The organism is Burkholderia sp. AcTa6-5, from assembly GCF_017815075.1.
Taxonomy (GTDB): domain Bacteria; phylum Pseudomonadota; class Gammaproteobacteria; order Burkholderiales; family Burkholderiaceae; genus Burkholderia; species Burkholderia sola.
This window is the reverse complement of sequence record NZ_JAGIQE010000023.1, coordinates 96,628-116,819: the sequence shown is the minus strand read 5'-3', so window position 1 is coordinate 116,819 and position 20,192 is coordinate 96,628. Positions and strand designations below refer to the sequence as shown.

Annotated in this window: 17 protein-coding genes; 5 read left to right on the top strand and 12 right to left on the bottom strand. The window is 67.5% G+C overall.

The genetic code is table 11. The features are described from left to right. Positions 1–325: 325 nt before the first annotated feature. The 9 genes from J8I33_RS26605 to hpnI all read right to left on the bottom strand — a co-directional run bounded on the left by J8I33_RS26605 (position 326) and on the right by hpnI (position 9,299). Complete coding sequence (locus tag J8I33_RS26605; RefSeq protein WP_089488286.1) at positions 326–1,366, bottom strand: GlxA family transcriptional regulator; 1,041 nt, start codon at positions 1,364–1,366, stop codon at positions 326–328. A 21-nt stretch (positions 1,367–1,387) separates the two neighbouring features. Next, on the bottom strand, positions 1,388–2,188 hold the full coding sequence (locus J8I33_RS26600) for an ATP-binding cassette domain-containing protein (RefSeq protein WP_006488736.1): 801 nt from the start codon (positions 2,186–2,188) through the stop codon (positions 1,388–1,390). A 20-nt stretch (positions 2,189–2,208) separates the two neighbouring features. After that, entirely contained in the window at positions 2,209–2,922 is a 714-nt protein-coding gene (locus tag J8I33_RS26595; RefSeq protein WP_006476443.1) for an ABC transporter permease, read from the bottom strand. Then, positions 2,919–3,608 (bottom strand): histidine ABC transporter permease HisQ, encoded by a 690-nt coding sequence (gene hisQ, locus J8I33_RS26590; RefSeq protein WP_011544981.1) that lies wholly within the window; start codon positions 3,606–3,608, stop codon positions 2,919–2,921. The genes J8I33_RS26595 and hisQ overlap by 4 nt, the downstream gene beginning before the upstream one ends. 364 nt (positions 3,609–3,972) lie before the next feature. Next, positions 3,973–4,527 (bottom strand): hypothetical protein, encoded by a 555-nt coding sequence (locus tag J8I33_RS26585; protein ID WP_050011421.1) that lies wholly within the window; start codon positions 4,525–4,527, stop codon positions 3,973–3,975. An 85-nt stretch (positions 4,528–4,612) separates the two neighbouring features. Further along, a complete protein-coding gene (locus J8I33_RS26580) occupies positions 4,613–5,662 on the bottom strand; it encodes a lysylphosphatidylglycerol synthase domain-containing protein (protein WP_209939434.1) in 1,050 nt (349 codons plus the stop codon). Beyond that, positions 5,659–6,543, bottom strand: coding sequence for a hopanoid biosynthesis-associated protein HpnK (hpnK, locus tag J8I33_RS26575; RefSeq protein WP_050011423.1), 885 nt, complete (start codon positions 6,541–6,543; stop codon positions 5,659–5,661). Before hpnK ends, J8I33_RS26580 begins: the two co-directional genes overlap by 4 nt. A 3-nt stretch (positions 6,544–6,546) precedes the next feature. Continuing rightward, the gene (hpnJ, locus tag J8I33_RS26570; protein ID WP_050011424.1) at positions 6,547–7,968 is read right to left on the bottom strand and encodes a hopanoid biosynthesis associated radical SAM protein HpnJ; all 1,422 of its coding nucleotides are present in this window, start codon (positions 7,966–7,968) and stop codon (positions 6,547–6,549) included. Positions 7,969–8,123: 155 nt separating this feature from the next. Further along, complete coding sequence (hpnI, locus tag J8I33_RS26565; RefSeq protein ID WP_209939433.1) at positions 8,124–9,299, bottom strand: bacteriohopanetetrol glucosamine biosynthesis glycosyltransferase HpnI; 1,176 nt, start codon at positions 9,297–9,299, stop codon at positions 8,124–8,126. Between the two features lie 637 nt (positions 9,300–9,936). On the opposite strand from hpnI, the gene J8I33_RS26560 reads away from it, so the two are divergent. Further along, positions 9,937–10,935 (top strand): LLM class flavin-dependent oxidoreductase, encoded by a 999-nt coding sequence (locus tag J8I33_RS26560; RefSeq protein WP_124556936.1) that lies wholly within the window; start codon positions 9,937–9,939, stop codon positions 10,933–10,935. A 36-nt stretch (positions 10,936–10,971) separates the two neighbouring features. On the opposite strand, the gene J8I33_RS26555 is transcribed toward J8I33_RS26560, so the two are convergent. Beyond that, positions 10,972–12,033 (bottom strand): alpha/beta hydrolase, encoded by a 1,062-nt coding sequence (locus J8I33_RS26555; RefSeq protein ID WP_124629910.1) that lies wholly within the window; start codon positions 12,031–12,033, stop codon positions 10,972–10,974. Between the two features lie 194 nt (positions 12,034–12,227). On the opposite strand from J8I33_RS26555, the gene pdxY reads away from it, so the two are divergent. From pdxY to J8I33_RS26540, 3 genes are all read left to right on the top strand, one after another. Continuing rightward, a complete protein-coding gene (pdxY, locus tag J8I33_RS26550) occupies positions 12,228–13,088 on the top strand; it encodes a pyridoxal kinase PdxY (RefSeq protein WP_050011428.1) in 861 nt (286 codons plus the stop codon). Positions 13,089–13,408: 320 nt separating this feature from the next. Then, the gene (locus J8I33_RS26545) at positions 13,409–15,553 is read left to right on the top strand and encodes a phospholipase C, phosphocholine-specific (RefSeq protein WP_209939432.1); all 2,145 of its coding nucleotides are present in this window, start codon (positions 13,409–13,411) and stop codon (positions 15,551–15,553) included. 368 nt (positions 15,554–15,921) lie between these two features. Continuing rightward, positions 15,922–17,070 carry a branched-chain amino acid ABC transporter substrate-binding protein gene (locus J8I33_RS26540; protein ID WP_209939431.1) on the top strand — a complete coding sequence of 383 codons (1,149 nt, stop codon included), beginning with the start codon at positions 15,922–15,924 and terminating at the stop codon, positions 17,068–17,070. 135 nt (positions 17,071–17,205) lie between these two features. On the opposite strand, the gene J8I33_RS26535 is transcribed toward J8I33_RS26540, so the two are convergent. Beyond that, the gene (locus J8I33_RS26535) at positions 17,206–17,955 is read right to left on the bottom strand and encodes a FadR/GntR family transcriptional regulator (protein ID WP_011544971.1); all 750 of its coding nucleotides are present in this window, start codon (positions 17,953–17,955) and stop codon (positions 17,206–17,208) included. Between the two features lie 362 nt (positions 17,956–18,317). Between J8I33_RS26535 and gudD the strand changes: the two genes are divergently transcribed. After that, positions 18,318–19,670: a glucarate dehydratase gene (gudD, locus tag J8I33_RS26530; protein WP_050011431.1), complete on the top strand. Its 1,353-nt coding sequence runs from the start codon at positions 18,318–18,320 to the stop codon at positions 19,668–19,670. A gap of 22 nt (positions 19,671–19,692) precedes the next feature. Here gudD and J8I33_RS26525 read toward each other — a convergent pair whose 3' ends face one another. After that, the gene (locus J8I33_RS26525; protein WP_209939430.1) at positions 19,693–20,157 is read right to left on the bottom strand and encodes a DUF2214 family protein; all 465 of its coding nucleotides are present in this window, start codon (positions 20,155–20,157) and stop codon (positions 19,693–19,695) included. Between the last annotated feature and the right edge of the window lie 35 nt (positions 20,158–20,192).

Sequence of the window (20,192 nt, the reverse complement as noted above, 5' to 3'; positions counted from 1 at the left end):
AAGTACCTTCCAGCCGAGCGTAGCGAGGATGGAGCTAGCGGACGGTATACCACTCCGTGGGGTAACGAGAGATGTCAGAACCATTGCTCGAACCACTCCGGATTCCTGACTGGCGCGGACACTTTTGTGCGGACCACTTGGGGTGCCATGGCACCGGTAAGTCATGCGTTATCCGAGCGCCTTTCTTTTGGTTACTTTTCTTTGGCAAGACAAAGAAAAGTGACCGCTGCCCCGCGGAGGGGCGACGCTAATAGACCGACACGATCACAGGTGCTTCACGCCAACCGCGGGCGGACCGCCAACCAAACCAAGTCAAACCCGGATCTCAATCCTTCCCGCGCTCGACGAGCGCCCCACCCCGAGGTTCGCTGCCGCCGCCGGTCTGCTTCTCGAGCCACGCTCTTCGATCCTCCCGAGGCGTAACACCAAACCTTTCGCGATAAGCGTTAGAGAAGTGCGCAGCAGAAGAGAACCCACAAGCGAGAGAAACCTGAACGACAGACTTGCTGGTCCGCTGCAACTGCGTCCTTGCCTTGAGCAACCGAAGATTGAGGTAATACTTCGAGGGCATTGCCCCGAGATACTGTCGAAAGAGCCGCTCCAGTTGCCGGCGTGAAACGCCGACGAGCCCGGCGATCTCATCGGTAGTAAGCGGATCCTCGATATTGGCTTCCATCAAAAGCAAAGCATCATTCAACCGAGGATGTCGCTCACCGGGCGCGGTAACAAAAGGAATCCGTTGGCGCTCCTCACCACTCCGCAGCGTCCCGGCCCCGAGCGCATCAGCAATCCGCTCCGCGAGATCCACCCCATGTTCCCGGCCAATCATGGCCAACATGAAATCGACGGTCGCCTGCCCACCGGCACAGGTGGCCCGATCGCGATCGATCTCGAAGATCTGCTGCGTGACGATCGACCGCTCGAACTGCTCGGCGAACTGCTGATACGTCTCCCAGTTCACGCTCACGCGATACCCGGAAAGCTGCCCGGCCATCGCCAGCCACCACACGCCGTGATGAATGCCGGTCACAACGGGCGTACGCTGCCCGACCCGCGCGAGACTCGCGAGAAACAACCGGTAATCGGCAAACTGCTGAAACCGCTCGGACACGACGATTACCCAGTCGCACGCGATCGCATCGTTGAACGCCGCATCGGCATGCCACTGCGCGCCGCCCGCGAGCGGCACCGGCCGACCGTCCCACGAACACACCTGCCAGCGATACAGCAGGCGTCCGTCGATCTCGTTCGCGAGATTCAGCGCATCGACGATCGGACCCACGCCCGACATCGACACGGGCGGCAATGCAACGATCGCCACCTGCGTCGTGCGGGTGGCGCCTGCGGGACGAGACACCGGTACCACGTTGAAACCTGCCCTGTCGCGTTACTTGAGGCTGCCCGACAGGAACTGCTTGAGCCGCTCGCTCTGCGGGCGCACCAGCACCTCCTTCGGATCGCCCTCTTCCTCGGTCCGCCCCTGATGCAGGAACATCACATGATTCGACACGTTGCGCGCGAAACCCATCTCGTGCGTGACGACGATCATCGTGCGGCCTTCCTCGGCCAGCTTCTGCATCACCTTCAGCACTTCGCCCACCAGTTCCGGATCGAGCGCGGAGGTCGGCTCGTCGAACAGCATCACGTCCGGATGCATCGCCAGCGCCCGCGCGATCGCCACGCGCTGCTGCTGGCCGCCCGACAGATGCGACGGATACTGCTTCTCGACGCGCGGCGGCAGACCGACCTTCTCCAGGTACTCGCGCGCACGCTCCTCGGCTTCCTTCTTCGAAATGCCGAGCACGTGCACGGGCGCTTCCATCACGTTCTCGAGCACGTTCATGTGCGCCCACAGGTTGAAGTGCTGGAACACCATCGCGAGCTTCGTGCGGATGCGCTGCAACTGCTTGTGATCGGCGACTTCGAGCGCGCCGGCGCGGTCGGTCTTCGTGCGCACGGCCTCGCCGTCGACGACGATCTGCCCCGCATTCGGCCGCTCGAGAAAATTGATGCAGCGCAGGAACGTGCTCTTGCCCGAGCCGCTCGCGCCGATGATGCTGATGACGTCGCCGGCCTTCGCGTTCAGCGACACGCCCTTGAGCACCTCGTTGTCGCCATAGCGCTTGTGGATGTCGACCGCGGCAAGCTTGACGGAAGCGGACGCGCTCGTTTGAGTGATCTCGGCCAACTGGCTCTCCTCGAAGTAATTCAATGACGGGCGGCCGCGAGATACGCGAGCCAGTGGCGCTCCGCGCGGCGAAACGCCGCGACGAGTGCGAACGATACCGCAAGATAGATCAGCGCGGCGATCCCGAACGACTGGAACGCCATGTAGGTCGCGGAATTGGCGTCGCGCGCGACCTTCAGGATGTCCGGCACGGTCGCGGTGAACGCGACGGTCGTCGCGTGCAGCATCAGGATCACCTCGTTGCTGTACAGCGGCAGCGCGCGGCGCAGCGCCGACGGCAGGATCACGCGGCGGTACATCGTGAACGGCGACATCCCGTAGGCCCGCGCCGCCTCGACCTCGCCGTGCGGGATCGCACGAATCGCGCCGGCGAAGATCTCGGTGGTGTACGCGCAGGTGTTCAGCGCGAACGCGAGGATCGCGCAGTTGAAACCGCTGCGGAAAAACGCGTCGAGCAGCGAGTGCGAGCGCACGAACTCGAGGCTGTACATGCCCGTGTACATCAGCAGCAGCTGCACGTAGAGCGGCGTGCCGCGGAACACGTACGTGTAGAACCGCACGGGCATCGACACCCACTTGTTCCTCGACACGCGCGCGACCGCGAGCGGCACCGCGCACACGAAGCCGAGCGAAATCGACGCGACGAGCAGCCACAGCGTCACCGCGAGGCCGGACAGGCGCTGGCCGTCCCAGAAAAGGAACGCCTTGCCGAATTCCTGGAGGATCTCGATCATAGTTCTGCGTGCCGCACGCCCATGGAATAACGCTTCTCGAGCTGGATCAGCACGAGGTTGGAGACGGTCGTGATCGCGAGATAGATCAGCGCCGCGACGAGGATGAAGAAGAACATGTTGAACGTGCTCTTGCCGGCGTCCTGCGCGGCCTTCACGACGTCCGCGAGACCGATGATCGACACCAGCGCGGTCGCCTTCACGAGCACCTGCCAGTTGTTGCCGATGCCCGGCAGCGCAAAGCGCATCATCTGCGGAAACATGATCCGCACGAACACGCGCGCGCCGCTCATCCCGTAAGCCGAACCGGCTTCGAGCTGGCCGCGCGGCACCGACAGGAACGCGCCGCGAAACGTCTCGGTGAAGTACGCGCCGTAGATGAAGCCGAGCGTCAGCACGCCGGCCACGAACGGATCGATGTCGATCTGGTTCCAGCCGACGAGGTCGGTGAACTGATTCAGCCAGATCTGGATGCTGTAGAACAGCAGCAGCATCAGCACAAGGTCGGGCACCGAGCGGATCAGCGTCGTATAACCGGTCGCGATCGCTCGCAGCACCCGGTTGTGCGACAGCTTCGCCACCGCGCCGATCAGCCCCAGCGCCACCGCAGTGGCGAGCGACAGCACCGACAGCTCGATGGTCTGCACGGTGCCGGCCCAGAGGACGGGACCAAAGCCGTAAAGGAACACGCGCGTCTCCAGAGTTGAATGAATGCCGACGCGTATGCCTGTCCCGCGCCGGGCTGACGCGGATAGTCGCAAGCGAAATTATTTGCCTCAAATCACCGTGCGCGCGATTGCTGCGTCGCAACAATTCGTCCCATCATTTCTGCGCACGGCCTACGCCGCTGTTTCAAAAGGAAAAAACCCGCTTCCTGACAGTCCGATGACGCGCCGGGAAGCGGGCTTTTTGCAATTTTCCGGTCGCTTTTTCGATATAGCGCCGGCTTGGCCGTCAGGCCGAATGGGCAGATCCGGACCGACGCCACACAATCGCTCGCTCATGCCCGCGACGCGCTGCGCGGGCTGGCTGAAGAAGCGCCGCGCGTGAGCGTCACCGCCCTTTCAGGATGTCGGAGCGCGATGTCGTATAGACGAGCCCGTCCGGGCCGAAATGGACGTTGAAGAACGCGTCGGTGTTGACGCCGTCCTCGAGCCAGCGCCAGCTCCAGACCGTCTCGGGTTTCAGCGGATACTGCGCGACGTCGCCGGGCTTGCCGAGCAGGCGCCGCACCTCGTCCTCGTCCATCCCCGGGCGCACTTTCGCGAAATTCTCGGCGGTCAGCACCTGCGTCGCGCCCGTGTAGCGCCCGTTCGCGTCGAGATCGACGAACCACGTCTGGTTGCCCATCGGGCCGCGCGGATATTCGAGACGCTTCGAGCCGTCGGTGAACGTGCGCTCGGTCTCGGGTTTGCCCATCGTGCCACGCACGTCGGCCTCGGTCGATTCGCCGACCTTCAGCCCCTTCAGCAGCAGCGGCGCGGGCTTGATCGCGTTGAAGAAGTCCCTGATACGTTGCACGTCGAGATGGCCTTGGTCGTCGCAACCGGTCAGCGCCAGCGCGGCGGCCAGCATCGTCACGGAAAGCAGCCGGAAACGAAAAATCATCGGAAGAATGGAGCGTGGAGAAACACGCGAAGGATACCCGCGCGGCGCCGAAAGCGCGAGACGGGCCGCGCGGCCCGTCGGAGGTTCAATGCGTCGTTTCGGTTTCGGTCCGGGCTTCGGACGCCCGAGTCGCCGGCGGCGCCGGGCGCGGCCCACTCGGCGGCGCGCCCGGACGGCCGCGCGTGCGCACCAGCTCGGCAAGCTGCCACGAGCCGAGCGCGAGGCAGCCGAACAGCACTTCGCGGCCACGCTTGACCACCGCGAGCGACAGCGCCGTCTCGCGGTCGACGCCGAACATCTGCGCGAGCAGCACGACGGTCGCCTCCTGCACGCCGAGCCCGCCCGGCACCATGAACGCCGCATGCCGGACGGCCTGCGTCATCGCCTCGATCGCGATCGCGCCGCCGATCGACACCGGATGGCCGAGCAGCGCGAGCGCCCAGTAGATCTCGAGCGCGCCGAGCACGTAGCCGGCCAATTGCCAGAAGAACGCGCTGAACAACAGACCCGTGCGCGACATCAGCGAATCGATGTCGGCGTCGAGCCGGCGGCCGTCGACGCCCTGCAGCAGCCGGTGCGAATCGCCGAGCAGGCGGCCCGCGAAACGCTCGATCGCATGGAAGATGCCGCCGCGCCGCATCAGCACGACGCCGAGCACCGGCAACGGCAGCGTCAGCAGCAGCGCGAGGCCGATCGTGCCGCCGCCCATGTTGTCGGTCGTCGCGAGCAGCAGCACGAGGCCGAGCGCCGCGAACGCATACTGGACGACGATCGTCACGAGCACCTCGACGATCACCGACGCGGTCACGCGGCTCGCGTCGGGCACCTGCCAGCGCGCGAGCCGGATGCCGACGATCTCTCCGCCGATCCCGACCACGGGCAGCAGCCGGTTCACGGCCTCGCGCACGGTCGCGATCCACCACAGGAACGCCAGCGACGCGCGCCGGTCGAGCAACTGGTGCCACGCGTATGCATCGAGCAGCAGCGGCAGCGCGTGGAACGGCACGAGCCACAGCAGCGCGTAACCGGCGCGCGCGAGCATCTGCGACACGTCGCCGACGCCTTCGTGCAGCCCCAGCGCGAGCAGGATGCCGATGCCGATCGGCCAGCCGAGCCACTTGATCCACTTGCTCATGACGGCTGCGCTCCCGGTGCGCGCGACGCATGCGCGCCGCGCCGGGCCGCGGGCCCGCCGAACACGTCGGCAAAGCCGCCGGTCGCGACGCCCGCCGCCTTCAGCGCGGCCGCGACACGCGGCGACAGCAGCGCATCCAGTTCGTCGACCGGTCGGTAGCCGGCCATCGTCGGCGTGATCGGACCGTCGCCGGCTTCGGCCGGATGGCAGTAGATCTCGCCGACGCCCGGCGGCAGCTTCGCGAGCGCGTCGAGCAGCACGGCCTCGTCCATCGCACCCGTATGCTCGATGCCGACCACGTAGTCGTTGTGCGCGAGCCCGGCCCGGTCGAGCCGCGCGCGCACCAGCGCGATCCACGGCTTGAGCAGCGCGGGCGCGCTCGTTTCGTACGGCAGCCGCACCGCGCGCAGCCCGTAGTCGCGGCCGATCTCGACGATCATCGACAGCACGGTCGGGTGCAGGTGGAAATGCTTGTGCGCGTTCACGTGATCGAGCGGCAGGCCGCTCGCCGCGAACGCGTCGAACTGCGCACGGATCTCGCGGCGCAGTTGCGCGCGCACGTGCGGCAGGAAGAAGAAGCGACAGCCGTCCTTCGCCATCGCGTCGCCGAAGCGCCCGTCAAGGCCGACGAGCGCGGGAATCTCGTGCGCGGGCAGCGTGGCCGGCCCGTCCGCGAGCACCAGATGCAGGCCGACCGCGAGCGACGGCAGCCGCCGCGCGCGCTCGATCGCATCCTGCGCCGCAGGCGCACCGACCATCAGGCTGGCGGCGTTCAGCACGCCGTCGCGATGCGCACGCTCGACCGCCGCGTTGACGCGCGGGTGCAGCCCGAAGTCGTCCGCGGTAAAGATCAGCGCCCGCGCCGCCCGCTGCGTCGTCACGGATCAGGCCTCGTGCGCGCGCAGGAAACGGAAGAACTCGACGCCTTCGCGCAGGCGACGCTTCATCATGTCCCAGCTCGTCAGCATCTCGCGCACGATTTCCCAGATCTTCGACGGGCGGAAGTAGAACTGGCGATAGAACTGCTCGAGATGGTGATAGATCTCGTCGCGCGACAGGTGCGGATAGCCGATCGCCGCGAGCTGCACGCCTTCCTTGCTGACCAGGTTGATGGTCTTGTTCTCTTCCATCCAGCCGTTCTCGACGGCCTGCTTGTACAACGTCGTGCCCGGATACGGCGCGGCGAGCGACACCTGGATCGTGTGCGGGTTGATTTCCTTCGCGTACTCGATCGTCTTCCTGATCGTCTCCTGCGTCTCGCCCGGCAGGCCGAGGATGAAGGTGCCGTGGATCTTGATGCCGAGCTTCTTGCAGTCCGCGCTGAAGCGGCGCGCGAAATCGGTGCGCACGCCCTTCTTGATGTTCACGAGGATCTGGTCGTCGCCCGATTCGAAGCCGACCAGCAGCAGGCGCAGGCCGTTGTCCTTCATGATCTTCAGCGACTTGTACGGCACGTTGGCCTTCGCGTTGCACGACCACGTGATGCCGAGCTTGCCCAGGCCGATGGCGATGGCTTCGGCGCGCGGCAGGTCGTCGGTGAAGGTGTCGTCGTCGAACATCAGTTCCTTCACTTCCGGCATGTTGTCGCGGATCCACTTCGCTTCCGCGAGCACGTTCTCGACCGAGCGCGTGCGGTAGCGATGGCCGCTGACCGTCTGCGGCCACAGGCAGAACGTGCAGCGCGACTTGCAGCCGCGGCCCGTGTAGATCGACACGTACGGATAGTTCAGGTAGCCGATGAAGTAGTTGTCGATCTTCAGGTCGCGCTTGTAGACGGGCGCGACGAACGGCAGCTCGTCCATGTTCTCCAGGATCGGACGCGCTTCGTTGTGCTCGATCGAGCCGTCCTTCGCGCGCCAGCTCAAGCCCTTGATTTCGGGGAACGGCTTGCCTTCGGCGATTTCCTTGCAGGTGTAGTCGAATTCCTCGCGACACACGAAGTCGATCGCGTCGCTCGCCGTCAGCGAGTTGTGCGGATCGACCATCACCTTCGCGCCGACCATGCCGACCCGCATCGACGGCTTCATCTTCTTCAGGTCCTGCGCGAACATCGCGTCGGTCGGGAACGACGGCGTGCTCGTATGGATGATCACGAGGTCGTAGTCGTTGGCGATCTTCAGCGTTTCCTCGACCGACAGCCCGTCGGCCGGCGCATCGACGACGCGGCTGCCCGGCACGAGCGCGGCCGGCTGCGCGAGCCAGGTCGGATACCAGAAGGAACGGATTTCGCGCTTCGCCTGATAGCGCGAGCCGGCTCCGCCGTCGAAGCCGTCATACGAAGGGGCCTGCAAGAACAGCGTTTTCATGAATGCTCCGGTAGCCTGCATAGTTCGTTTCGTTACAACGATTCAGTCAAAAAACCGCGGGCCGCCCTGCCGGCGCCCGCCTCTCTGTCATGTCGCGCCGCGCGGCTTCGCCGTGCGACGCGTCTCGGCCCGCGGGCCGGGTTCGATCGACGGCGCTAGCGGCCGTCCACTGCTTCCACGGCCGCCGTCGCGCGTTCGCCGCCGACGACCGTCATCCTGGCGCCGCGCCACACGACCTGCGTGCCGAACACGGCCACGAGCCACTCGAGCGCGAGCAGCGTGTCGCGCACCGCGACGAGCGGCAGGTCGCGCCAGAACGCGCGCCAGCCGTCCTCGCCGCGCGCGTGCAGCACGAGCCGCCCGAATGCGCCGACCGCGGCCGCCCCGCCCGCCAGCGTGCCGGCGAAGGTGCCGTCGAGGCGCAATGCCAGCACCGCGCCGATCGCGAGCCACGGCACGGTAAACGTGATGAACAGGAACGCGAAGCCGGCCCGGTTCAGCGAACGAATCGTGCGCAGCCAGCGCGTCTCGCGGTGCCACAGCGGCCCGAACGACGGTTCGATCACGTCGGTCGCGACCTCGACCTCGGACAGCACGGTGCGCCGCCCGAGGCGGCGCGGCAGCTCGGCCAGCCAGAAATCGTCGGCCAGCTCGTCCTTCAGCGCGAAGAGACCGCCGATCCGGTCGAGCGTGTCGCGCGTGAGCGCGAGCGTCGCGCCGAAGCCGAAGCGGCTCGAGCGGCCGAGGTGGGTGATCCGCACCGACGGCGCGAACCACGCGTCGACGAACTGCGCGCCGATCCGCGTCCAGAAGCCGCCGACGCTGCGCGCATGATACAGGCACGTGACGACCCCGACCGACGGGTCCGCGAGCGGCGCCGTCACGCGCTCCAGATAGTCGGGCTGCACCGCGATGTCGCTGTCCGCGATCACGATGCGGCCGTATTTCGCGCGCTCGGCGAGATTGATGAGGTTGCTGACCTTCAGGTTCTTGCCGTGCACACGCGCGTCGATCACGAGCGTGATGTCGCAATCCGGATGATCGGCGCGCAGCCGCTCGACGACGGCCGCGGCCGGATCGGCCGACGATGCGACGCCGAACAGCACCTCGTAGCGAGGATGGCGCTGCGCGCAGAAGGTCGCGAGGTTTTCATACAGGTGCGGCTCCGCGCCGCACAGCGGCTTCAGCACGCTGACCGGCTCGAAGCCGTCGCGCACCGTCGTGCGCGGCGTGCGCGGCCGCGGCGCGAAGGCCGCGACGAGCGCATAGCCGGCCGCGGCCAGCGTGAACGCGATCAGGAGCCAGTCGAGCAGCGTGGCGGTGGGCGTCATGTGCGATGCCTCCCGGCGACGTGGGCGCCATGGCAAACGCTTGAGCGTGATTGAGCGTGATGCGGTATTCCGACAACGACGAACGCGGGCACGACCCGACTCCTTGTTCCAGCAGCGTCTGTAAGGGGAAGGCGCGACCCGTTGTTCGGGTTCGGCCATGCCCGGCTTCGCGTGGCGTATCCCCGCGCAGCGCCCGGACGGCATGCGGGAAGACTCGAATGGCTCCATCGGCACAAGATGGGCAGGCGGCGGATTTTAGCAGTCTGCGCCCCCCCGCGCGCGGTGCTACGCGAAACGGACTAGTGCAATTCCGGCAAAGCTGAGCGGTCGACGAGCCTGATCGGCCCGGCCACGTTCACATTAGCGTAAGCACTTTGCAGGCGTATTGCAGTCTTTAAAATCAAACGTTTCGTGCAAATTTGTATGTCGATGCGGTTTCACTTCCAATCGCCGTAAAGTTTGGTAATTAATCAGCGATTAGATTGATTTTCGCAACGATGGTCGCAAGCAACCCTGCACCCCTGTAAGGCGCATGGGTATCCGCGCGCCGCCAGCACGTTCCGGAACCCTTTGGCAAAATCCTTGGCGTCTGTTGCGTCAGCGCATCACCACGCCACCCCGTTTCGAAGGTCTTCCGATGACACCGTTTTCCGTACTCGATCTCGCGCCCATTCCGGCCGGCGCCGACGCCTCGCAGGCGTTCCGCAACACCGTCGATCTCGCGCAGCACGCGGAGCGCTGGGGCTACCGGCGTTACTGGCTGGCCGAGCATCACAACATGCCGGGGATCGCGAGTGCGGCCACCGCCGTCGTGATCGGCCACGTCGCGGGCGCCACGCAGACGATCCGGGTCGGCTCGGGCGGCATCATGCTGCCGAACCATGCGCCGCTCGTGATCGCCGAGCAGTTCGGCACGCTCGCGTCGCTGTATCCGGGGCGCATCGACCTCGGCCTCGGCCGCGCGCCCGGCACCGACCAGACCACGTCGCGCGCGCTGCGCCGCGACCTGATCGGTAGCGCGGATTCGTTCCCGGACGACGTCGCCGAACTGCAGCGCTACTTCGCGGAGCCGGTCCCCGGCCAGCGCGTGCGCGCGGTGCCTGGCGCGGGGCTCGACGTCCCGGTGTGGCTGCTCGGTTCGAGCCTGTTCAGCGCGCAGCTCGCGGCGATGCTCGGGCTGCCGTTCGCGTTCGCGTCGCACTTCGCGCCCGACTATCTGATGCGGGCGCTCGAGATCTATCGCGCGCAGTACCGGCCGTCGGCCGCGTGGCCGAAGCCGCATGCGATGGTCGGCGTCAACGTGTTCGCGGCCGAGACCGACGACGAGGCGCGGCGCCTGTTCACGTCGCTGCAACAGCAGTTCATCAACCTGCGGCGCGGCACGCCGGGCAAGCTGCCGCCGCCCGTCGACGCGCTCGAGGCGAACGAACTCGAACTCGCGACCGTCGCGCATTCGCTGTCGTTCGCGGCGGTCGGCTCGCGCGACACGGTGCGCGACAAGCTGCGCGACCGTATCGCGCAGACGGGCGCCGACGAGCTGATCATCACCGCGCAGATCTACGATCATGCCGCGCGGCTGCGCTCGTTCGAACTGGCCGCGCAGATCCGCGACGAACTCGCGAGCGAGGCAAGCTGACGGCACGATCGCGCGCGGCCGGCCGCCCGCGCCGCGTCACTGCGGGCGCACGGCGTCCAGCCCGTCGAGCAGCGCCTTGTGGAACGCGTCCGGGTCCTGGATCTGCGGCGCGTGGCCGAGCGCCGGGAATTCGACGAGCTGCGCGCCGGGAATCGCGGCCTGCGTGCGCTTCGCGAGTTCCGGATAGCGGCCGAGCTTCGCGTGCACGTCGGGCGGCGCGACGTCCTTGCCGATCGCGGTCGTGTCCTTGTCGCCGATCATCAGCAGCGTCGGCACGCGAATCGCGCCGAATTCGTAGACCACCGGCTGCGTGAGGATCATGTCGTAGATCAGCGCGGAGTTCCACGCGACCGCGTCGCGGCCGGCGCCGCGATACATGCCGGCGAGCATCTGCACCCAGCGCTCGTACGACGGCGCCCACTTGCCCGCGTAGTAGGTCGCCTGCTCGTAGCGGCGGATGCCGTCGGCGTTGGTCTTCAGCTCGCGCGCATACCAGTAGTCGACCGACAGCGGCGGCACGCCGAGCGCCTTCCAGTCCTCGAGGCCGATCGGGTTCACGAGCACGAGCTGGTCGGTCGCCTTCGGATACATCAGCGCGTAGCGGATCGCGAGCATCCCGCCCGTCGAGTGGCCGACGATCGTCGCCGATTTCACACCGACCGATTCGAGCAGCGCGTGCGTGTTGCGCGCGAGTTGCTGGAAGCTGTACTGGTAGCGCTCGGGCTTCGACGACTTGCAGAAGCCGATCTGGTCGGGCGCGATCACGCGATAGCCGGCGCGGCTCAGCACGCCGATCGTGTCCTCCCAGGTCGCCGCGCAGAAGTTCTTGCCGTGCAGCAGCACGACGGTGCGGCCGTTCGGGTGCGCGGGCTGCACGTCGAGGTACGCCATCTCGAGGGTTTCGCGCTGCGACACGAACGCGTATTCGTGCACGGGCGCCGGATACGCGAACCCTTCCAGACGCGGGCCGTACGCGGGCCCGTCGTTGGCGGCGGGCGTCGCGGCGACGCTCGCAACGGGCATCGCGCACGCGGCGGCGGCGCTCGCGCCGAGCACGGCGGCGCGCGCGGCGGACAGGATCTTGCAAATCGAAAGCATGGCGATCACGGTGATGGGGGGACGCGCGCGGGCTGCCGGGTTGCCGCGGGCTGTCTCGGGCTGTCTCGCGCCCCGCGATTCTACGCGGTCGCGTGACGACGGCGCGCAACACTCCAACGCCGCGCGACTTCCGCGCGTACGACGAACTCGGGTATCGTGTGACGTGACCCTGAAACGCGTGCAGGCGAATTCCCATGAAAAACGTCCTCAGCATTCAGTCGCACGTCATCTACGGCCATGCCGGCAACAGCGCGGCCGTGTTCCCGATGCAGCGCCTCGGCGTCAACGTCTGGCCGCTCAACACCGTCCAGTTGTCGAATCACATGCAGTACGGCCACTGGGCCGGCAGCGCGATCGACGCCGCGAAGATGGAACAGCTCGTCGACGGCATCGCCGCCATCGGCGCGCTCAAGCGTTGCGACGCGGTGCTGTCCGGCTTCCTCGGCTCGCCGCCGCAGGCACGCGCGGCGGTCGAGATCGTGCGCTCGGTGAAGGCGATGAATCCGAACGCGTGGTACTTCTGCGATCCGGCGATGGGCCAGACGGGCGGCGTCCGGCCCGAGCCCGGCGTCGAGGAATTCATCGTGCAGGAGGTGCCCGCGCTCGCGGACGGCATGTCGCCGAACCATACCGAACTGCAGAAGCTCGCCGGGCGACGCATCGAGACCGTGGCGGAAGCCGTCGACGCGTGCCGCGCGCTGATCCGCCGCGGCCCGAAGATCATCCTCGTCAAGCACCTGCACGACCGCAACAGCCCGGCCGACCGCTTCAACATGCTCGCCGTCACCGAAACCGAAGCGTGGATCGGCCAGCGGCCGCTGTATGCGTTTCCGCGCCATCCGGTCGGTGTCGGCGACCTGACCAGCGCGATCTTCGTCGCGTGCCGGCTGCGCGGCGACTCGGTGCGCGCCGCGTTCGAACACACGCTCGCGGCCGTGCACGCGGTCGTGAAGGCCACCTACGACGCACGCCGCTACGAGCTCGAGCTCGTCGCCGCGCAGGATGAAATCGCGCGGCCGAGCGAATGGTTCGGCGCGTGGGTGACCGACGCCTGACGCGTGCGCATCGCCCTGCTCGCCGCGGCTGCCTGCTGCCGCACCTCGGCCGTCCTGCGGCTCCCTCGCTGTTCCCGCTGTCCGCGTGCCGCGCAGCACCCGCCTCGCCCGTTGCCGCTGCCCCGCAGTCCGTGCGGCGGCGCACCGCCGGCTGCAACCCGGTCCACGCGTGCAAACGTTTCCGGACTTCACATGAATGACACCGATTCCTCGCTATGCTCGCGGCGGCACGCATCGGCGCAGCCGCATCCTGCGACCCGGTGTGCGCCTTTTCCGCAGGTCCCGCCAATCGGCTCCCTCTTTACCCCACGATAACGACCATGACCCGATCGAACCGTCGTGACTTCCTGCGCGTCGCCGCCGGCACTGCCGGCGCCGCCGCGCTGAACCTGTTTCCGCCCGTGATCCGCGATGCGCTCGCGATTCCCGCGAACCGCCGTACCGGCACGATCCGCGATATCGAACACATCGTGATCCTGATGCAGGAGAACCGCTCGTTCGACCATTACTTCGGCACGATGCGCGGTGTCCGCGGCTTCGGTGACCCGCGCCCGCTGCGCCTCGCGAACGGCAAGTCGGTGTTTCACCAGCCGGTCGGCCCGGCCGAACTGCTGCCGTTCCACCCGGGCGCCGACAAGCTCGGCCTGCAGTTCCTGCAGGACCTGCCGCACGGCTGGCAGGACATGCACGCTGCCTGGAACAAGGGCCGCTACGACCAGTGGGTGCCGAACAAGGGCACGACGACGATGGCGTACCTGAAGCGCGACGACATCCCGTTCCACTACCAGCTCGCCGACGCGTTCACGATCTGCGACGCGTACCACTGCGCGTTCCCGGGCTCGACCGACCCGAACCGCTATTACATGTGGACCGGCTACGTCGGCAACGACGGCACGGGCGGCGGCCCGGTGCTCGGCAACGATGAAAAGGGCTACGGCTGGACGACCTATCCGGAAGTGCTCGAACAGGCCGGCGTGTCGTGGAAGATCTACCAGGACGTCGGCACGGGGCTCGACGCGAAGGGTTCGTGGGGCTGGACGTCCAACCCGTACATCGGCAACTACGGCGACAACGCGCTGCTCTACTTCAACCAGTACCGCACCGCGCTGCCGGGCACGCCGCTGTACGACAAGGCGCGCACCGGCACCAACATCAGCGCCGGCGGCACGCTGTTCGACGTGCTGCAGCAGGACGTGAAGAACGGCACGCTGCCGCAGGTGTCGTGGATCTGCGCGCCGGAAGCATATTCCGAGCACCCGAACTGGCCGGCCAACTACGGCGCGTGGTACATCGAGCAGGTGCTGAAGGCGCTCGTGTCGAATCCGGACGTGTGGAGCAAGACCGCGCTCTTCATCACGTATGACGAAAACGACGGCTTCTTCGATCACGTGCCGCCGCCGTTCGCGCCGCAGTCGCGCGACAACGGGTTGTCGACGGTCGCGACGACCAACGAGGTCTATGCCGGCGACGCGTCGCACATGGCCGGTCCGTACGGGCTCGGGCCGCGCGTGCCGATGCTGGTCGTGTCGCCGTGGACCAAGGGCGGCTGGGTCTGCTCGCAGACCTTCGATCACACGTCGCTGCTGCAATTCATCGAGGCGCGGTTCGGCGCGCAGTATCCGATCACGGCCGCCAACGTGTCGCCGTGGCGCCGCGCGGTGTGCGGCGACCTGACGTCGGCGTTCGAGTTCGCGACCGCGGACGCCGCGTGGCCGACGCTGCCCGACGCGAGCGGCTACGCGCCGCCCGACCGCGTGCGCCATCCCGACTACATCCCGGTGCCGCCGGTGCTGCAGAAGCTGCCGAAACAGGAAGCCGGGCTGCGTCCGGCGCGCGCGCTGCCGTACGAGCTGTTCGTGCACGGCCGCGTCGAAGCCGCGAACGGGCAGTTCCGGCTGACCTTCGTGAACACGGGCCGCGCAGGCGCCGCGTTCCAGGTCCAGTCGCGCAACCGCGTCGACGGCCCGTGGGCGTACACGGTCGAAGCCGGCAAACGCATCGCCGATACGTGGAGCGCCGCCGCGTCGCTCGGCCTGTACGACCTCGACGTGTACGGCCCGAACGGCTTCTACTGCCATTTCCGCGGCCCGTTCGCGACCGGCGTCGGCAGCGCGAGCGTGAACCCCGAAGTGATCTACGGCTACGACGTCGCGAACGGCAACATCACGCTGCGCCTGATGAACCGCGGCCACAAGGCCGTGCGGCTGAAGGTCACGAACGCGTACGGCCACGGTCACGCGCGCACGTTCGACCTCGCGCCGGGCGCGCACGTCGACGATTACTGGGACCTGCGCGGCAGCCACGGCTGGTATGACCTGACCGTCAGCGACGGCCGCCAGCTCGGCTTCCTGCGCCGCTTCGCGGGCCACGTCGAAACGGGCCGCCCGAGCACCAGCGACCCGCTGATCCGCACGACCGCGTCGCACGACGACGCCGAAGCCGCATCGGACGCCCTGTCCGACTGACGTCGACCCACGCGCGGCGCGGCCCCGGCGGGCTGCGCCGCGTCTTTGCCCCGCAGCACTCCCCCCTCTGCGCCCGTTCCGTTCGCGACGGGAAACTCCCGATACCGGCCGCCCGCGCTCGCGCGGAAGCTATGCGCAAATCCGCATCGAATGCGCGACAAATTTCCAAGACCCGCGCATATCGGCGACCTATATATCGAAGCAATCGGGGCTCTTCACGGAGCCTGACGGGAGATGTTTCCGAGGATCACGCTGCCGACCTCCCTGCCCGATTCCGAGAAGCGGTCGAACCGCCCGCCCGTCGCACGCGCCCGGCCCGCCCGGACGCGCGCGGTACCCACTCGCCGGTGTCGAACAAGAGGAACAACATGAAATTCCGTCATTCCCTGCTGTCGGTGTCCATTGCCTCCGCGCTTGCCCTCCTCTCGCAACAGGCTGCTCACGCTGCCGACGCAACCGACGTGAAGGTCGGCTTCGCCGCGCCGCTCACGGGCGTGAACGCCGGCTACGGCAAGGATCTGCAGAACGGCGTGCAGCTCGCGCTCGACGATGCGGTCGCGCAGAAGGTGCAGATCGCCGGCAAGCCTGCCCACTTCAATCTCGTCGTGCAGGACGACCAGGCCGACCCGCGCATCGGCGTGCAGGCCGCGCAGGCGCTGGTCGACCAGAACGTGTCGGTCGTGGTCGGCCACTTCAACTCGGGGACGACGATTCCGGCGTCGGTGGTCTACGACAAGGCCGGCATTCCGGTGATCGACCCGGCCGCGACCAACCCGACGCTCACGTCGCGCGGGCTCGCGAACATGTTCATGGTGATCGCGACCGACGGCCAGAACGCCGGCAACGCGGGCAAGTACGCGGTCGACGTGACGAAGGCGAAGCGCATCGCGATCATCGACGACCGCACCGCGTTCGGCCAGGGCGAGGCCGACGAATTCGAGAAGGCCGTGAAGGCTGCCGGCGGCACGATCATCGGACGCGAGTTCACCAACAACCAGGCCGTCGATTTCCGCGCGCAGATCACGAGCCTGAAGGGCAAGAACCCGGACCTGATCTTCTTCGGCGGCCTCGATTCGCTCGCCGCGAACTTCATCAAGCAGATGCGTCAGCTCGGGCTGAACGCGCAGTTCGTCGGCGGCGGCGGCGTGAAGGACAACGAGTTCATCAAGATCGCGGGCCCGGCCGCCGAAGGCGCGATGGCATGGGAATACGGCCGGCCGCTCGACGAGCTGCCGCAGGGCAAGGATTTCGAGGCGCGCTTCAAGAAGCGCTTCGGCGTCGACGTGCTGTCGTACGCGCAGTTCGGCTATGACGCGGCGTGGGCGGCGATCAAGGCGATGCAGGCGGCCGGTTCGACCGACCCGAAGGCCTATCGCCCGGCGCTGAAGAAAGTCGACTTCGAAGGCGTGACCGGCCGCATCTCGTTCGCGAACGACGGCTCGCTGAAGAGCGGGATGTCGACGCTGTACCAGGTGAAGAACGGCGCGTGGAAGACGATCGTGACCAAGGGAGGCTGATCGGCGAGGCAGGCGGCCGGCGGCGGGCACGCCGCCCGGCCGTGAAGATCGGCGGAATCACCCCGATCTCATATGACGACTGATGTTAAAGCGATTTCACCCGCGCGCAGCCGCGCGGGCTCCGCAACCCGGCGGTCAGCCGGCTTCGGCCTCCGCCGCCTCGTGCGCGCGGCGCAGCCGCTCGCGGCTGTTCGTGAGATGCGTGCGCATCGCGGCGCGGGCCGCTTCCGGGTCGTGGCGCGCGATTGCCTCGTAGATGTCCTCGTGCTCGTGATTCAGCCGGCCGACGTAGCGCTCGAGGTCGTCGCCGGCAAAGCGCGCCGAATTCACGCGCGTGCGCGGGATGATCGACGTGCCGAGCTGCGTCATGATGTCGACGAAATAGCGGTTGCCGGTGGATTGCGCGATCTGCAGGTGGAACTGGAAGTCGAGCTGCGCGGTGTCGCGGCCGCCGCCCGCGCCCGTCGCGATCGCGTCGAGCGCGCGCCGCAGCGCGGCGAGGTCGGCATCGTTCGCGCGCTGCGCGGCGAGGCTCGCGCACTCGCTTTCGAGGCTGATGCGCAGCTCCAGCACCGCGAGCACGTCGCGCAGCGTCGTGATCGTCGCGGGATCGATGCCGAGCGTCTGGCGGCGCGACGGCTCGAGCACGAAGCTGCCGATGCCGTGGCGCGTCTCGACGAGGCCGCTCGCCTGCATCCGCGAGATCGCCTCGCGCACGACCGTCCGGCTCACGCCCTGCGCCGCCATGACTTCGGTTTCGGTCGGCAGCTTGTCGCCGGGACGCAGCGTGCCGTTTTCGATCTGCGCGGTCAGCGCGTCGACGACATCTTGTGCGAGGCTGCGTGCGCGACGGCGCGGCGCTGCGGGAAGCGTAGGCACGGACATGTGGCCGGTTCCTTTTTGAATGATCGTAATGTGAGCCGAGGGTTTACGCGGGGTTTGAGCGAAAGCCGATGATTCATTATACTGCGTCACAAGTCATCCGACGACTGATGATCGGCGCACAGTCTCCTGTCGACTCAGGTCGGCTGTTCAGTCCCGCCTGGTCCCGTGCGTAACGATCGATCGACCCGTGTTCGCGTGCTGCGCTCCATGGGCCCGGTTGTCGCTTCCACCCCGTGTTCGGGTTGCGTCGACATGCGGGGCTTGCGCGCCGCGCACGTCGGTTGTCGAATGATCGCACCTCACGCCGCGCGCGGCAAAGCTTTTGCCGCACGGCATCGCCTACTTTTTCGCCATCGCCGCCCATGAACGCCGTCACTGCCTCGCCTTCCCACGACACGCCGCGCATCGTCGACCTGCAAGCGATTCCGGTCGCCGGCCACGACAGCATGCTGCTCAACCTGAGCGGCGCGCACGGCCCGTTCTTCACCCGCAACCTCGTGATCCTGAAGGACAGCGCGGGCCGCACGGGCGTCGGCGAAGTGCCGGGCGGCGAGAGCATCCGCCGCACGCTCGACGACGCGCGCGCGCTCGTCGTCGGCCAGCCGGTCGGCAACTATCACGCGGTGCTCAACGACGTGCGTCGCACCTTCGCCGACCGCGACGCGAGCGGCCGCGGGCTGCAGACCTTCGACCTGCGCACGACGATCCACGCGGTCACCGCGCTCGAAGCCGCGCTGCTCGACCTGCTCGGCCAGCATCTCGGCGTGCCGGTCGCCGCGCTGCTCGGCGAAGGCCAGCAGCGCGAGCGGGTCGAAATGCTCGGCTACCTGTTCTACGTCGGCGATCGCACGAAGACGGCGCTCCCCTATCGCGACGGCCGCGGCGCGACCGACGACTGGACCCGCGTGCGCGACGACGCCGCGCTGACGCCCGAAGCCGTCGTGCGGCTCGCCGAAGCCGCGCATGCGCGCTACGGCTTCAACGACTTCAAGCTGAAGGGTGGCGTGTTCGACGGGGCGAGCGAGATCGAAGCCGTGACGGCGCTCGCCGAGCGCTTCCCCGACGCGCGCGTGACGCTCGATCCGAACGGCGCATGGTCCCTCGACGAGGCCGTGCGACTGTGCCGCGATCAGCATCACGTGCTCGCGTATGCGGAAGATCCGTGCGGCGCGGAGAACGGTTACTCGGGCCGCGAGGTGATGGCCGAATTCCGCCGCGCGACGGGGCTGCCGACGGCCACCAACATGATCGCGACCGACTGGCGGCAGATGGGCCATGCGGTGCAGTTGCACGCCGTCGACATCCCGCTCGCCGATCCGCATTTCTGGACGATGCAGGGCTCGGTGCGGGTCGCGCAGATGTGCCGCGACTGGGGCCTCACGTGGGGTTCGCATTCGAACAACCACTTCGACGTGTCGCTCGCGATGTTCACGCACGTCGCGGCCGCGGCGCCCGGCCAGGTCACCGCGATCGACACGCACTGGATCTGGCAGGACGGCGAACGGCTGACGCGCGAGCCGCTGAAGATCGAGAACGGGCTGGTGGAAGTGCCGAAGCGGCCGGGGCTCGGCATCGACATCGACATGGATGCGGTCGCGCTCGCGCACGAGTTGTACAAGCAGCACGGCCTCGGCGCCCGCGACGACGCGGCGGCGATGCAGTATCTGATCCCGGGCTGGACGTTCAACAACAAGCGCCCGTGCCTCGTGCGTTGAGGGCGCGACGAACCGGGCGCCCCTAGCCGGGCGCCCCTAGCCCCCGCGCCATCCCCGACGCGGCGAACACGATGACGATCACCAGCACCGCCTGCCAGTGGCCGATCCGCACATAGGTGCGCGCACGGCCGATATCGGGCATCTGCTGCCGCCGCGCGGCGACACGCCAGCGGATCAGCCCCAGCATCGGCACGACCTCGAGCAGCAGGATCAGCACGAGCGCGGTCATCTTCAGGTGAAAGAGCGGTTCGTGCAGGTAGTACGCGGTGCCTTTCTCGAAACCGCCGAACGCGCGTGCGACGCCCGTCGCGATCAGCACGAGCGCCGACACGCCCCAGACCGCGTCGGCCTTGAACACGCCGGGCAAATCGACCGCCTGCGCGGATGCGATGAGCCGGCGCAACGCGCGGTTACGCGCCGCGATCGCGGCAAACGCGACGCCGAACGCACTCAGGTGAATGGCAGCCAGCAACCAACGGACGATCATCGCGCCTCCTTGTCGCCCGCGCCCGGTGCGCGAGC